The organism is Streptomyces fungicidicus, from assembly GCF_003665435.1.
Taxonomy (GTDB): domain Bacteria; phylum Actinomycetota; class Actinomycetes; order Streptomycetales; family Streptomycetaceae; genus Streptomyces; species Streptomyces fungicidicus.
The window spans coordinates 5,114,641-5,129,315 of record NZ_CP023407.1 but is presented as its reverse complement, the minus strand read 5'-3'; the positions used below and the strand labels follow the sequence as shown (position 1 = coordinate 5,129,315).

The 14,675-nt window shown below is 73.0% G+C and carries 10 protein-coding genes; 3 read left to right on the top strand and 7 right to left on the bottom strand.

Annotated features, from left to right (window positions below; all coding sequences use genetic code 11):
- Positions 1-146: 146 nt before the first annotated feature.
- Positions 147-533, bottom strand: coding sequence for an MGMT family protein (locus CNQ36_RS23565; protein ID WP_040908498.1), 387 nt, complete (start codon positions 531-533; stop codon positions 147-149).
- Positions 534-719: 186 nt separating this feature from the next.
- On the opposite strand from CNQ36_RS23565, the gene CNQ36_RS23560 reads away from it, so the two are divergent.
- The 3 genes from CNQ36_RS23560 (at position 720) to CNQ36_RS23550 (ending at position 6,688) form a co-directional block, all read left to right on the top strand.
- Positions 720-3,404: a lysylphosphatidylglycerol synthase transmembrane domain-containing protein gene (locus CNQ36_RS23560; protein WP_206278491.1), complete on the top strand. Its 2,685-nt coding sequence runs from the start codon at positions 720-722 to the stop codon at positions 3,402-3,404.
- An 83-nt stretch (positions 3,405-3,487) separates the two neighbouring features.
- Entirely contained in the window at positions 3,488-5,038 is a 1,551-nt protein-coding gene (locus CNQ36_RS23555; protein WP_121547447.1) for an alpha/beta hydrolase, read from the top strand.
- A 162-nt stretch (positions 5,039-5,200) separates the two neighbouring features.
- Complete coding sequence (locus CNQ36_RS23550; protein WP_121547446.1) at positions 5,201-6,688, top strand: alpha/beta hydrolase; 1,488 nt, start codon at positions 5,201-5,203, stop codon at positions 6,686-6,688.
- A 68-nt stretch (positions 6,689-6,756) separates the two neighbouring features.
- Here CNQ36_RS23550 and moeZ read toward each other — a convergent pair whose 3' ends face one another.
- From moeZ to CNQ36_RS23520, 6 genes are all read right to left on the bottom strand, one after another.
- Positions 6,757-7,935, bottom strand: coding sequence for an adenylyltransferase/sulfurtransferase MoeZ (moeZ, locus tag CNQ36_RS23545; RefSeq protein ID WP_004926030.1), 1,179 nt, complete (start codon positions 7,933-7,935; stop codon positions 6,757-6,759).
- A 63-nt stretch (positions 7,936-7,998) separates the two neighbouring features.
- A complete protein-coding gene (locus CNQ36_RS23540) occupies positions 7,999-8,784 on the bottom strand; it encodes a spherulation-specific family 4 protein (RefSeq protein ID WP_121547445.1) in 786 nt (261 codons plus the stop codon).
- Entirely contained in the window at positions 8,772-9,848 is a 1,077-nt protein-coding gene (locus CNQ36_RS23535) for an SDR family oxidoreductase (RefSeq protein WP_121547444.1), read from the bottom strand. Before CNQ36_RS23535 ends, CNQ36_RS23540 begins: the two co-directional genes overlap by 13 nt.
- Before the next feature lie 376 nt (positions 9,849-10,224).
- Positions 10,225-11,343, bottom strand: coding sequence for a hypothetical protein (locus tag CNQ36_RS23530; protein WP_121547443.1), 1,119 nt, complete (start codon positions 11,341-11,343; stop codon positions 10,225-10,227).
- Entirely contained in the window at positions 11,340-12,983 is a 1,644-nt protein-coding gene (locus CNQ36_RS23525; protein ID WP_121547442.1) for a DUF3492 domain-containing protein, read from the bottom strand. Before CNQ36_RS23525 ends, CNQ36_RS23530 begins: the two co-directional genes overlap by 4 nt.
- Before the next feature lie 171 nt (positions 12,984-13,154).
- On the bottom strand, positions 13,155-14,669 hold the full coding sequence (locus CNQ36_RS23520; RefSeq protein ID WP_121547441.1) for a DUF3152 domain-containing protein: 1,515 nt from the start codon (positions 14,667-14,669) through the stop codon (positions 13,155-13,157).
- Positions 14,670-14,675 lie beyond the last annotated feature (6 nt).

Below are 14,675 nucleotides of genomic sequence, written 5' to 3'. Positions count from 1 at the left end.
CGGAAGCAGACCTTCCGCTTCTTCCCTCCGGCCACTCCCGCCGCACCTGCCCCTTGCCTCACGAACGTACGTCATGCCGCGCATGCGCCCCGGCCTCCCCTGAGGGATCACAGGTCACACGGCGGCCCGCGCGATGGCGGAAGCTGTCAGGTGTGACCCTCGGTGTGCCCGCCGCCGTCCCATCGCGCGCGCCTCATGTCGAGGCGTGGCACATGGCCCTCGGCGGCCCGGCTCGCCTCCTTCAGCGGCGTGCCCTCGGCGCGGTAGTGGCCGAGGGCCCTCGGCTCGTGCCCCGGCAGCAGCACGCCGTCCGCGCGGACGACGCGCCACCACGGGACGGCTCCCCCGTAGAGGGCCATCACGCGCCCCACCTGCCGGGGACCGCCCTCCCCCAGCCACTCGGCCACGTCCCCGTACGTCATGACGCGCCCCGGCGGAATCAGCTCGGCCACCTCGAGGACGCGCTCGGCGTACTCGGGCAGGGCGTCCGGGTGCTCCGGACCGCCGTCGGACGCAAGGCTCTCCTGGCTCATCCGGTCCATCCTGCCCCACCCCACCGACAACGCGACGCGCTCGCGCACGTCCGCGGGGCTCGCTCCCGGGCGGCGCGTCGGGCAGACTGTGCCGCCCCGCTTTCGGACCCTGATGCCCCCTTGTACCGGTACGGCATGCCACCATCGTGCGGGCGGTGACTGGTGATACAAGATCGAGAAGAGACGATGAAGCAGCAGGGTGCGCACCCCGAGGACACAGAGGGCACCCCTGACGCCTCGTCGCGCCCGGACACCGCCGAGCCCGAGACGGCGCACATCGACGAGGTGGAGGGCGACGAACCGCTGCTTCCCGCGCGGGTGCACCGCCCCTCCGACCTCATGCGGCTCCTGGCCGGCGTGCTCGCCGTGGTGCTGCTGCTGGCGATCGCCGCGTTCGCCCACGGCACCACGTCGGGGCTGGAACAGGACATCAACAAGGGCACCGGTCAGGCCCCCGACCTGCTGATCAAGATCGCGGGACTGGCTTCCAGCATCGCGATCCTCCTGGTGCCGGTGGCCTTCGCCATCGAACGGCTGATCAAACGGGACGGCCTGCGGATCGCCGACGGCGTGCTCGCCGCCGTCCTCGCCCACGGTGTGACACTCGCCACCGACCTGTGGGTCGCGCGCGCCGCCCCGGACTCCATCCAGGAGGCGCTCACCCAGCCCTCCCCCGGCGACATCCACGCCCTCACCGACCCGGTGCACGGATATCTGGCCCCGGTGATCGCGTACATGACGGCCGTGGGCATGTCCCGCAGACCCCGGTGGCGCGCGGTGCTGTGGGTGGTGCTGCTCCTCGACGCCTTCTCCATGCTCGTCACCGGCTACACGACACCGTTCTCGATCATCCTGACCGTCCTGATCGGCTGGACCGTCGCCTACGGCACCCTCTACGCGGTGGGTTCGCCCAACGTGCGCCCCACCGGCCGCACCCTGATGGCCGGCCTGCAGACCGTCGGCTTCCACCCCGTGACCGCCTCGCGCGTGGAGTCCGGCGACGCCTCCGAGACCGGGGACCGGGGACGCCGGTACTTCGTCACCCTGGAGGACGGCCCGCCGCTCGACGTCACCGTCGTCGACCGGGAACAGCAGGCGCAGGGCTTCTTCTACCGCGCGTGGCGCAACCTGGCCCTGCGCGGCTTCGCCACCCGCAGCAGCCTGCAGTCGCTGCGCCAGGCGCTGGAGCAGGAGGCGCTGCTGGCCTACGCGGCCATCGCGGCGGGCGCCAACGCGCCCAAGCTGATCGCGACCTCCGAGCTCGGCCCCGACGCGGTCATGCTCGTCTACGAGCACAGCGGCGGGCGCACCCTGGACTCGCTGCCGGACGAGGAGATCACCGACGACCTTCTGCGGGACACCTGGCGCCAGGTACAGGCCCTGCAGTCCCGCCGTATCGCGCACCGCAGGCTGGTGGGCGACGCCATCCTGGTGGACCGTTCCGGCACCGTGATCCTCACCGATCTGCGCGTCGGCGAGATCGCGGCCGGCGATCTGCTGCTCCGCATGGACACCTCCCAGCTGCTGGTGACGCTGGGCCTCAGGGTGGGCGCCGAACGCGCGGTGGCCTCGGCGCTGAGCGTCCTCGGCCCCGACACCGTGGCGGACTGTCTGCCGATGCTCCAGCCCATCGCGCTGAGCCGTTCCACGCGCGGGACGCTGCGCAGGCTGGCCCGCGAAAGGGCGGAGCGCGAACGTGAGGCGGTCCTGGAGGCCTCCCGGCAGTCGAAGGCGGGCCGCGCGGAGCAGGACGCCGGCGAAGCCGGGCCCGACAAGACAGACAAGCCCGACAAGAAGGCCGTCCGCGCGGAGCAGCGGGCCGAGAAACGGGCCCTCGACGAAGCCATGGACGAGGCGCGCGAGGAGGACCTGCTCTCCCAGATCCGGCACGAGGTGCTGCGGATCAGGCCGCAGGCCCCGGTGGAACCTGCCCGCCTGGAGCGGGTGCGGCCGCGGACCCTGATCAGTTTCATCGCCGGTGCGATCGGCGCGTACTTCCTGCTGACGCAGCTCACCCACATCGAGTTCGGCCCGCTCATCGCCAACGCCGAGTGGGGCTGGGTGGCCGCGGCGGTACTGTTCTCCGCCGCCAGTTACGTCGCGGCCGCCATGGCCCTGCTGGGGTTCGTCCCGGAGCGGGTGCCGTTCCCGCGGACCGTGGCGGCTCAGGTCGCCGGGTCGTTCGTGAAGATCGTCGCCCCCGCGGCCGTGGGCGGGGTCGCCCTGAACACGCGGTTCCTGCAGCGCGCGGGGGTGCGGCCGGGGCTCGCGGTGGCGAGCGTGGGCGCGTCGCAGCTCTTCGGGCTCGGCTGCCACATCCTGATGCTGCTCTCCTTCGGCTATCTCACCGGCACCGAGAAGACGCCCTCCCTCACCCCCTCCCGCACGGTCATCGGGGGCCTGCTGACGGTGGCGGTGCTGGTGCTCGTGGTGACCTCGGTGCCGTTCCTGCGCAAGTTCGTCGTCACCCGCGTGCGGTCGCTCTTCGCCGGGGTCGTGCCGCGCATGCTGGACGTGCTGCAGCGGCCGCAGAAGCTGGTCACCGGGATCGGCGGCATGCTGCTGCTGACCGCCTGCTTCGTGATGTGCCTGGACGCCTCGATCCGGGCGTTCGGCGACGACACGACCTCGGTCAGCATCGCCAGCGTCGCCGTCGTGTTCCTCGCCGGCAACGCCCTGGGGTCGGCGGCCCCGACACCGGGCGGTGTGGGCGCGGTGGAGGCGACCCTGACGGTCGGTCTGATCGCGGTCGGGCTCCCCAAGGAGGTCGCCGCGCCGGCGGTGCTGCTCTTCCGGCTGCTGACACTGTGGCTGCCGGTGCTGCCGGGCTGGCTGGCCTTCAACCACCTCACGCGCAAGGCGGCGCTGTAGGCCGGCGGCTCTGTGCCGGGAGGTTCTCCCTCGTACGGCCCGTGCCCCGCGCGTGCCGTACGGGGCGACCGCAAGATGGGAGCATGCTCCGCCCCTTCCGCCCGCGTGCCGCCGTCCTGACCCTCTCCGCCCTCCTGCTGTCCGCGCCGCTGGCGGGCTGCGGCGGGAGCGACGACAAGGACGCGGACCTGACGGAGCAGCAGCTCGACTGGAAGGACTGCCCGGCTCCGGACGAGGCGCAGGGCGGCGGCACCGCCCCCTCCCCGCTGCCGGGCCCGCGGGGCACCTGGAGCTGCGCCACGCTGAAGGCGCCGCTGGACTGGAGCGAACCCGGGGGCGACACCATCGGTCTCGCCCTGATCCGGGCCAGGTCGAGCGGCGCGGCGAGCGAGCGCATCGGCTCCCTGATCTTCAACTTCGGCGGACCTGGCGGCTCCGGCGTCACCGCGCTGCCCGCGTTCGGCGAGGACTACGCGACCCTGCGCACCCGCTACGACCTGGTGAGCTTCGACCCCCGCGGGGTCGGCCGCAGCGACCCCGTGATCTGTGAGAACGACCGGCAGCTCGACGCGTACTTCCAGCAGGACGCCACCCCCGACGACAACGCCGAACGCACGGAGCTGCTGGACAGCACCAAGAAGTTCAACGCGGCCTGCGAGAACAACTCCGAGCGGGTCCTGCCCCATGTGCGCACCACGGACGCGGCCCGCGACCTGGACCTGATGCGCCAGGTCCTCGGCGACGACGCGCTGCACTACTTCGGCGTCTCCTACGGCACGGAACTCGGCGGTGTCTACGCCCACCTGTTCCCGAAGAAGGTGGGCCGGGCCGTGTTCGACGCGGTCGTCGACCCCACGGAGAACGCGGAACAGGGCTCGCTCGGACAGGCCCGCGGGTTCCAGCTCGCACTCGACAACTACGCCGAGGACTGCGTCTCGGGGACCGAGGAGTGCCCGGTCGGCGACAGCGCGCAGGACGTGAAGAACCGTATCGCCAAGCTGCTGAAGGACCTTGACGGCGAACCCCTGCCCGGCATCTTCCCGCGCGAGCTGACCCAGACCGCGGCGACCAGCGGGATCGCCCAGGCCCTGTACTCGAAGGACTTCTGGCCCTACCTCACCGACGGCCTCGACCAGGCGTACGACGGCGACGGAACGATTCTGATGGTGCTGTCCGACTCGATGAACGGCCGCAGCGAGAACGGCGGGTACAGCAACCTCGTCCCGGCCAACGTGGCCATCAACTGCGCCGACGACAAACCCCGTTACACCGCCGGGGACGTGGAGCGCGCGCTCCCGGAGTTCCGGGCCGCCTCCGCGCTGTTCGGTGAGTACCTGGCGTGGGGTCTGGTCGGCTGCACCGACTGGGCGGTGGCGGGAGCCGCCGACCATCCGGACGTCCACGCCCCCGGCGCGGCCCCGATCCTGGTCATCGGCAACACGGGCGATCCGGCCACCCCGTACGAGGGGGCGCGCAGGATGGCGCAGGCTCTCGGGCGGGGCGTCGGTGTGGAACTGACGTACAAGGGGCAGGGGCACGGAGCGTACGACAGCAGGAACAGGTGCGTGCGGGCAGCGGTGGACGGTTATCTCCTGGACGGGAAAGTGCCGGAAGCCGGGACCGTCTGTTCGTGAGCGGACGTCACGCCCGCTGCCGCGTTCACCGTCACGCTCACTTTAAAACCGCAGGTCAGAGCGTTATCCACAGGTCGCGGCGGCGGACGGCGGATCTGCCTACCATGGCCTGACCGCCATCCGCGGCACGGTGCGGACGGCCAGAGAGGGGGGATGTGGCACATGACCCGTTTCACACGGTGGGCGGCCCTCACGGCCGCCGCCGCGCTGCTGACGGCCGGCTGTACCGGCGGCGGCTCGTCCGGCGACGACGGAAGGAGCGGTGGCACGGCCCTGGACTGGGGGCGCTGCAAGGCCTCCGGTGACACCCCCGCGCCGGGGGGCGACTGGCAGTGCGCCACCCTCCGGGTGCCGCTGGACTGGTCGAAACCGGACGGCTCCACGATCGGGCTGGCCCTCATCCGGGCCAAGGCCACCGGAGACGACCGCCTCGGCTCGCTGCTCTTCAACTTCGGCGGGCCCGGCGGCTCGGGCGTGTCCATGATGCCGTCCTACGCCGCCTCGGTCTCCGAACTGCGCGAGCGCTACGACCTGGTGAGCTGGGATCCGCGCGGGGTCGCCGCCAGCGAGGGCGTCCGCTGCCGCGACGACAAGGACATCCAGGCCGCCGAGTCGTCCGTGGACGGCACCCCGGACACCCCGGCCGAGGAGCGGACGTTCCTCGAGGACGCCGCCGGCTTCGGCAAGGGCTGCCAGAAGGCCGCCGGGAAGCTGATGGCGCACGTCTCGACCACCGACACCGCTCGCGACATGGACCGCATCCGCCAGGTCCTCGGCGACGACCGGCTGAACTACTTCGGCATCTCCTACGGCACCGAACTCGGCGGTGTCTACGCCCACCTGTTCCCGAAGAAGGTGGGGCGGATGACGCTCGACGCGGTGGTCGACCCGAGCGCCGACACGTTCGGCCACGCCAAGAACCAGACCCGGGGCTTCCAGACGGCGCTCGACAACTACCTGAAGTCCACCGGGCGGGACCCCGAACAGGGGTCGCGGGAGATCGCCGGGCTGCTGGACCGGATCGACTCCGAACCGCTGCCGACGTCCTCGCCCGGGCGGGAGCTGACACAGACGCTGGCGCTGACCGGCATCGTCCTGCCGCTGTACAGCAAGAGCAGCTGGCCGGTGCTGACCAGCGCGCTCGAGGCCGCGGAGGAGGGGGACGGCTCGGAGCTGCTGGCGCTCGCCGACGGCTACAACGAGCGCGACGACTCGGGAGGCTACGGCACGACGACCCACTCCCAGCGGGTCATATCGTGCCTGGACGACAAGCAGCGGCCCACCCTCGAGGAGACGAAGCGGCTGCTGCCCGAGTTCGAGGAGATCTCCCCCGTGTTCGGGTCCTTCCTCGGCTGGGACACGGCCGGCTGGTGCCACGACTGGCCGGTCCCCGGCCAGTACGACACCCCGGAGGTGAGCGCGCCGGGCGCGAAGCCGGTCCTCGTCGTGGGCAACACCGGCGACCCGGCCACGCCGTACGAGGGTGCACGGAGGATGGCCGACGAGCTGGGCGAGGGCGTCGGCGTGGTGCTCACCTGGAAGGGCGAGGGCCATGGCGCGTACGGCAGCGGGAGCGACTGCGTCGACTCCACGGTGAACGCCTACCTGCTGGACGGCACGGTGCCCGAGGACGGCAAGGTCTGCTCATGACGACGGGGGCTCCGCGCACTCGTCGTGCGCGGAGCCCCCGCCCCGACCTCGTCAGGGTCCGGTGTCTGTCAGTAGACCGGCTTCTCGGGCTCGATCTGGTTGACCCAGCCGATCACGCCGCCGCCCACGTGGACGGCGTCGGCGAAGCCCGCGGACTTCAGGACGGCGAGGACTTCCGCACTGCGGACGCCCGTCTTGCAGTTCAGGACGATCTTCTTGTCCTGCGGCAGGCTCTCCAGGGCGTTGCCCATCAGGAACTCGTTCTTGGGGATCAGCCGGGCGCCCGGGATGGAGACGATCTCGAACTCGTTCGGCTCACGGACGTCGATGAGCTCGATGCTCTCGCCGTCGTCGATCCACTCCTTGAGCTGCTTGGGAGTGATCGTGGAGTCGGCGGCCGCCGCCTGGGCCTCCTCGGAGACGACGCCGCAGAAGGCCTCGTAGTCGATGAGCTCGGTGACGGTCGGGTTCTCGCCGCAGATCGCGCAGTCGGGGTCCTTGCGGACCTTGACCTGGCGGTACTGCATCTCCAGGGCGTCGTAGATCATCAGACGGCCGACGAGGGGCTCGCCGATGCCGGCGAGCAGCTTGATGGCCTCGTTGACCTGGATGGAGCCGATGGACGCGCAGAGCACGCCCAGGACGCCGCCCTCGGCGCAGGAGGGGACCATGCCGGGCGGCGGCGGCTCCGGGTAGAGGCAGCGGTAGCAGGGGCCGTGCTCGGACCAGAAGACCGAGGCCTGCCCGTCGAAGCGGTAGATCGAACCCCAGACGTACGGCTTGTTCAGCAGCACGCAGGCGTCGTTGACCAGGTAGCGGGTCGCGAAGTTGTCCGTGCCGTCGACGATCAGGTCGTACTGGCTGAAGATGTCCATCACGTTGTCGGCCTCGAGCCGCTCCTCGTGAAGGATCACGTTCACGTACGGGTTGATGCCCTTGACGGTGTCACGGGCGGACTCGGCCTTGGGACGGCCGATGTCGGACTGGCTGTGGATGACCTGACGCTGCAGGTTCGACTCGTCGACCTCGTCGAACTCCACGATGCCGAGCGTGCCCACGCCCGCCGCGGCCATGTACATCAGACCCGGCGAACCCAGGCCACCGGCGCCCACAAAGAGCACCTTGGCGTTCTTCAGCCGCTTCTGCCCGTCCATGCCCACATCGGGGATGATCAGGTGGCGGGAGTACCTGCGGACCTCGTCTACGGTGAGCTCGGGGGCCGGCTCGACCAGGGGTGGCAGCGACACGGGGACTCCGTTGATCGGTCAATCACTACGGTTGTTCTCCGCTTAACACTGCCATGGCCTTTTTCATTCCGAGACACCCGTCCCGAGGCGCGAGACGATGTCGTCCCAGTAGCCGGGCAGGGGCTCCCAGGGGGCGGTGCGGGTCCGGTGGGCCGAGGGGCCCGGGTGGTGGGCTCGGTGAGTGTGGTTCGTGAAGTAGATCGTTGCTGCTCCCTGCCAGCGGGCGATGCGCAGGGCCTCGTCCAGATGCGGGGCGGGCACTCCGTGGACGAAGTGGCAGAAGCGCTCGGGCGGATGGTCGGCGGTCCACTCCGCCACCTGGGACCAGCGGTAGTCGCTCCACGGGCCGGAGAAGGTGACGAGCTGGTCGGCGAGTTCGACGTACCCGGCGTGCGGGTGGGTGCCGTGGCCGAGGACGAGGTGCGCGTCGCGGGGGTCGTCGTGGAGCGCGCGGAGGGTGGCGACCGTGCGCCGCACCTCCGGGAGGGCGGCCCGGTCCGCGGGGCAGCGGTCCAGGAGGAAGCCGTCGACCTGGTACCAGTCGATGAAGCGGCGGGCGTCCGGGGCCAGCTCGCCGAACGCGCGCAGACCGTACGCGAGGTCGAGGTGGCCGAGGACGCGGACACCGGCGTTGCGGAGGCGCCCGGCCGCCTCCAGGCAGTGCGGGTCGGGCTGGACGCCGGGGCCGTCGGCCACGTTGAGGACGACCCAGTGCAGAGGGGTGCCGGGGCGGGTGAGTCCGGCCCACTCGGTGGGGGCGACGAGGGGGTGGGCGAGGCCGGGGACGCCGAAGCCGGTGCGGACGCCGGTGCTCGCGGTGGGGGGTTTGACGCTGGTCAGATACGGCATGCCGCCTCCATCCAGATGTCGGCGAGGGACTCCTCGAGGTTGATGCGGGGGCGCCAGCCGAGGCGGTCGCGTGCGGTGCGGACGTCGGCCTGTTGCCAGCTGCCGCAGCCGTCGGGGTACGGGAAGGCGACCTGGGTGGTGGGGGGGTGGTCGCGGTGGCGGTCTCGGTCGCGCTCCCGGTCGCGGTCGCTGTCGCGGTCGCGGTCGCGGTCCGGGTCCGGGCGGGGGTGGCCGATGGTGGTGCGGAGGGGGGTGGTGGGGTGGGGTGCGTGTGTGTGGGGTGCGTGTGTGTGGGGTGCGTGGGGTGGGTGGGCGTCCAGTTCGTTGAGGGTGCCGCCGTAGCCGGCCACGCGGGCGAGGATTCCGGCGGCGTCCCGCAGGCGGACGGCGCGGCCCGAGCCGATGTTGATGACGCCCTGGGCGGCGGAGAGTGAGGCGGCGTGGACGGCGCGGGCCACGTCGCGGACGTCGATGAAGTCCCGCTGGGTGCCGAGGCCGCCGAGCTTCAGCTCGCCGTCGCCGGACTGCATGGCGCGGCGCATCGCCTCGGCGAGGCGGCCCAGGGGGGAGCCTGCGGGGGTGCCGGGGCCGACGGGTGAGAAGACGCGGAGGACGACGGCGTCCAGGCCGGAGCCGAGGACCAGCTCGGTGGCGGCGAGCTTGCTGACGCCGTAGGGGCCGCCGGGGCGGGGGACGGCGTCCTCCGCAGTGGACGAGCCGGGCTGGCTGGGGCCGTACTCCGAGCCGCAGCCGATCTGCACGAGCCGTGCGCCGCAGCCGCTGCGGCGGAGGGCCTCGCACACCGTGGCGACGGCGACGGTGTTGTGCCGGGTGAGGTCGCGGGCGCCGCCTCTGGTGGTGCCGGCGCAGTTGACGACCACGCCGGGGTGGACGGCGTCGAGGAAGCGGGTGAGTGCGCCGGGGCTGCCGGTGGCGAGGTCGAAGCGGACGTCGGCGTCGTCGCCGCGGCCTAGGGCGGTGAGCTGGACTGCGGGGTCGGCCAGGAGGCGGTCGGCCACGAAGCGGCCGATGTAGCCGTTGGCTCCGATCAACAGGACTCTCATCGGGCGGCTCCTTTGACGTCCGGGGTGGTCATGCGGGGTTCTCCGTCGTGCGGTGGGTGCCTACGGGTGGTGGGTGGGTCGGGGGCGGGGCGGGGGTGGACGTCCTCGGACTGGCGCGACTGTCCCAGCTGGAAGGGGCGCAGGGTGCGGACGCGCCAGCCACTGCGGGCGACCACCCCCGCCCCACCCCCTCCGCGCCGTCGGCGGCCATCCGCCACACCCGCCGCTCTCCGCGGGCTGCCGCACCCGCCGCTCCCCGCGGGCAGTCGTGCCGCAGGGCGGCACGGGTGGGCGCGACGGCACCCCGTGGACGCCGGGCTGCGCGACCCACCCCCGGCCCGCACCCGCGCCGGGCAACCGTGGTGTCGACGGGGGCTCACTGGGGTGGCTCCGGGGGGATGTGGGCGGAGGCCCGGGGGAGTTTGCGGGAGGCGTGGAGGAGGAGGACCAGCGCCGCCGCACCGCAGGTGAGGGTGGGCAGCGCGGCAACCCCCCACGCGGAGGTCAGCGTCTGCACCGGTGTCGCCAGCACGTCCCAGCCGGGCAGGCGTGCCATGAGGATCGTGGCCGGTCCCGCCGTCTGGGCCACCGCCGTGACCGTGAGGATCACCCTCGGCGCGTGGGTGAAGCCGTGGATGGTGAGGAGGCGGGCCAGGAAGAGGAGGCCGCCCAGGGCGAGCGTCGCGGGGAGGGCGAGGGGCTCGTCGAGGAGTGCCGTCGTGGCTGTGAGGAGGGCGGTCAGCGCCGCGAGGAACAGGGTGAAGACGCCGATGAGCACCGGGCGTACGGAAGCCGAGAAGTCCTCCAGGCCCCGGCTCGACGCCAGCCTGCGGCGGACGCGGGCGGTGAAGAGGTGCGCGGCCCAGGCAGCGGGCGCGCAGGAGAGGGCGAGGGCCGTCACGGGGGCGAGGGCGATCGGCCAGTCCCCCTCGGCCGTGCCGTCGGGCAGGCCGTCGGGGCCGCCGGTGACGGCGGCGTCGAGGAGGCCGTCGCCGAGGACGGCGTAGGTGAGGAGCCAGCAGGTCGCGGTCGCGGAGCGGGGCGGGATGGCGGTGCGGGCGCTGAGTGGGCCCCGGCGCAGCGCCGCGCGCAGGGCGAGGGTGATGGCGAGGGCGCCGGCGGCCACCGCGTAGAGGCGGGTCTGGCCGTGGGTGAGGCGCAGGGCGATCACCGTTGCCACGCACAGGGCGCCGGGGAGGAGGGTGAGGACCGTCCAGCCCGTGCTCCTCTTGGGGGCGGTGGTGGTGGGGGTGGGCTCCGGGGGTGTCTCGTCGCGGGGGACGCGGGCGTAGAGCTCCTCCGCGAGGGAGAAGACGTCGCGGTGGCGGAAGCGGGCGGCGGTGCGGTCGGTGATGCCGTGCGCCTCCAGGCCGGCCGCGATCTCCAGGGGGTCCACCGCCCGTTCGCACAGGTCGCGGTGGCGGTGCAGCAGCGCCTTGACCGGGTCGGCCGCGCCGGGCGGGGTGCTGCGGTTCAGTTCGCCGAGGTCGGTCATCGGACTGTCTCCGTCGCGGGTACCGGTGTCTGCGTCGCCCACGTGGGGACGGCACGGGGAGTGGGTTCGGTCCAGTGGCCGGGGACGTGGGCCTCGGCGGGAGCCGCGAAGGGGAGGGGGGCGCCGGTGCCGTCGAGGGGGAGGCGGCGGGCCGGGGTCCGCGCGACGATCTCCAGGTAGATCCCGTGGAAGGCCGCGATGTTCTGGTCGACGGTGAACAGTTCGAGCGCGCGGGCGCGGGCGGCCGCGCCGAGGCGTGCGCGGCGCTCGGGGTCGCGCAGCAGGGAGACGCAGGCGTCGGCGAGGGCCCGCGGGTTGCGCGGCGGTACGACGAGACCGGTGCCGCCGATGGCCTCCACGACCGCGCCGACGTCCGTGGAGACCGTCGCGCGCCCGCAGAACATCGCCTCGACCAGGCCGGCCGGGAACCCCTCGACGACGCTGGAGAGCACGGTCACCGCGGCCGAGGCGTACGCGGCGGTGCGGGTGGGCAGGTCGGGGCCGCCGGTCTCCTCGAAGGACACCGGGTTGGCGCCCACGGAGTGCGGGCCCTCGGCCTCGTCGGGGAAGAGCTGCGCGGCCAGGGCCCGGCAGTGGCCGAGGTAGGCGGCGCCCTCCGGGTCCGCCGGACCGCCGACGATCCGCAGACGGGTCCTCGGTTCCTCCTTGCGGATCGCCGCGAAGGCGTGCAGCAGGGAGACCAGGTCCTTGGCGGGCTCCACCCGGCCGACCCAGACCAGGGTGTGCGGATCCGCCGTCTCCGGCGACTCCCCCGCCTCCGCGAAGGGTGCGGCGTCCATGCCCGGGTACACCGTGCGGACCTTGGACCGGTCGGCGCCGCAGCGCTCCTGCCAGCGGCGTGCGTGCGTGTTGCCCGGCGTCACGAACGCGGCCCGGCGGTAGGTCTCGGAGGCGAGCGCGCCGTGGAAGGCGGCGAGCAGGGAGCGGACCGCGGGTGAGGAGTCCGGGCGGGTCAGGTAGTGCGTCCGCAGGCGTACGCCGTACTCGGTGACCAGGAAGGGGATTCCGAAGAAGTGGTGGGCGAGCAGGCCCGGAAGAGCCGTCACTCCCCCGGCCGCCGCGTGGCACAGGTCGACCGCGCCCAGCCCGTCCTCCTCGTACCAGTCGAGCGAGAGGGGGCGCAGGGCGCGCTCCAGGTGCGCGGCCACGGTCAGCAGATCGGGGACGCGGGCCTCACGCGCGGTCCGCCGGGCGCCGGGCGCGCGACAGGCGCGTTCCAGGGCGCGTACGGCGGTCTCGGAGCGGAGTGCCGCCACCAGACCGCCTTCGTCGCGGGCGAGTTCGGCGAGGCCCAGGAGAGCGGTGGCGAAACGGTCCGCCTCGGGCGTAGCGGCGCAGAGGACGGCGGCCAGTTCGCCGTAGTGCTCCGAGAAGCGCCGGCGTGCGCGGCGGCCGTGCACCACGCCGTCGGCCTCGGCCGTCCACAGGGGGGCGGTGCGGACCCTGCCGACCTGGGGCGGCAGCGGGACCCAGCCCGCGTCCTCCTGTGCTTCGCCGCTGCTGAACGCGTAGACGTCGAACTCGTGCCGGTCCAGTCCGCGTACCAGGCGGTCGCACCAGAGCCCGCCCTCACCGCCCACATACGGATAGCCACCCTCCGTAAGCAGTCCGATGCGCACGTGTGCACCCCCGATCTCCCGTGTGGGGAGCCGCCGTTGGTCCGGCGGCTCGCAGCGGGACGAACGTATGCGGACAAGGAGGTGGCGTGACGGACGGTTGTCCATCACGCCATCAAAAGGGGTGAACGGGCGTAACTTTCCCGCGCGGAGCGCGTTCGCCGCGCCGGGCGGTCAGTCCTTGGGGTACGCCCACGCGTTGGGGCGGCAGCTGATCCCGTCGTGGTCGAGGAACTTGGTCTGCTGCTGCATGACCGGGGCCAGGTCGCCGTCCTTGTCACAGGTGACGTGGTTGAAGCCCAGGCGGTGGCCGACCTCGTGGTTGATCAGCATCTGGCGGTAGGCGTGGATCTCGTCGCCGTACGTGTCCGCTCCCCGCGCCCACCGGTCCGCGTTGATCATCACGCGTTCGGTGGCCGCCGAGTCGCAGGAGACGTTGTCCTCGGTGGTGTCCAGGCCGGACTTGGCGCACCAGTCGGCGGTCGTCTCCGGACTGGCCAGGGTGATCACGAAGTCGACCTGGCCGGAGTGGACGCGCTCGAAGGTGCGCGCGCCGTTGTGGGCCCAGCTGCGGTTGTCGTTGAGGGTCTTCTGCACGGCCTCGGCGAAGAGTTCGCCGTCGAGGTCCAGCCCCTGTTCGACGTCCACACGGTAGGTGCTCTTCTGCCCCTTGCCCGGCGCCTTGTCGATTCCGGGGATCGCCCGGAACTTCCCCGTTCCGCCGCGTGCGGCGCTGACCGGGTTCTTCTGGCTCATCATCTGCCCGTACGTCAGCGGTTCGGCGTCGGGCGCGGAGGGCGTCTCCCGGTCGTCGCCGCGCGAGGCGGAGTCCCCTGCGTCGCGGGCCTGGTCGCCGACGGACTGCGGCCGCCCGGCTGAGCCGCCGGGATCGTCGGCGACCTGTCCGGCCACCACGACGGCCAGCACCGTGGTGACGGCGGCGGCCGCGATCCCGGTGAAGGTGCGGCTCTTGCCGCCCTTGGGCTGCTCGGGTTCCGCGGCCGGCGGCGGGCCGCCGTCCTCGGGGCCGGAGGGGCCGCCGGGAGCCGGCGCGGTGTCCCAGTCGGTGACGGCGGCGTAGGGATCCGCGCGGTGCGCGGCGGGGGTGTCGAGCGGGGTGAAGAGGTCGGTTTCGTCGTCGAAGGCGTCGACGTAGTCCTGGCGCGGCCCTCCGGGCGGTGCCTGCCGCTGGCGCGGGAGGGGGGCGCCCTGTCCGGGCCGTGTGCCGTATCCGGTTCCGGCGGCCGTCCGGCCGTTCGACGCCCCCCAGCCGCCGCCGGGTTCCCGCTGCTCGGGGTGTCCGCCCCGCGCCGGGGGAAAGCCGTGGGCCGGGGTTCCGTCGGGAAGCCGGGGAAACCCGTGCGCCGGGGTCCCGTCGGGCATGCGCGGCAGGCCGTGCGCGGGGGTGCCGTCCGGCATGCGCGGCACGCCGTGCGCCGGGGTGCCGTCCGGCATGCGCGGCACGCCGTGCGCGGGAGTGCCGTCCGGCAGGCGCGGCACGCCGTGCGCCGGGGTGCCGTCGGGGTGGCGTGGGGTTCCGGCTGCCGGGGTGCCGTAGGGCGGGGTGCCGTATCCCTGGCCCGGCACCTGCCGGGGACGGGCGGCCGGGGCGGGAGCGCCGTCCCGTACTGCTCCGGTGTCCGCGGCGCCGCCCTTCCGGGCGGGTCCGCGGCGGCTGTGGCGTCCCACGTCGCG

Bases quoted from the DNA above. Each gene is read 5' to 3' on its own strand.
- CNQ36_RS23540 (WP_121547445.1), bottom strand. From the start codon at position 8,784: ATGCCGTATCTGACCAGCGTCAAACCCCCCACCGCGAGCACCGGCGTC.
- CNQ36_RS23565 (WP_040908498.1), bottom strand. From the start codon at position 533: ATGAGCCAGGAGAGCCTTGCGTCCGACGGCGGTCCGGAGCACCCGGAC.
- CNQ36_RS23550 (WP_121547446.1), top strand. From the start codon at position 5,201: ATGACCCGTTTCACACGGTGGGCGGCCCTCACGGCCGCCGCCGCGCTG.
- CNQ36_RS23555 (WP_121547447.1), top strand. From the start codon at position 3,488: ATGCTCCGCCCCTTCCGCCCGCGTGCCGCCGTCCTGACCCTCTCCGCC.
- CNQ36_RS23530 (WP_121547443.1), bottom strand. From the start codon at position 11,343: ATGACCGACCTCGGCGAACTGAACCGCAGCACCCCGCCCGGCGCGGCC.
- CNQ36_RS23560 (WP_206278491.1), top strand. From the start codon at position 720: ATGAAGCAGCAGGGTGCGCACCCCGAGGACACAGAGGGCACCCCTGAC.
- CNQ36_RS23535 (WP_121547444.1), bottom strand. From the start codon at position 9,848: ATGAGAGTCCTGTTGATCGGAGCCAACGGCTACATCGGCCGCTTCGTG.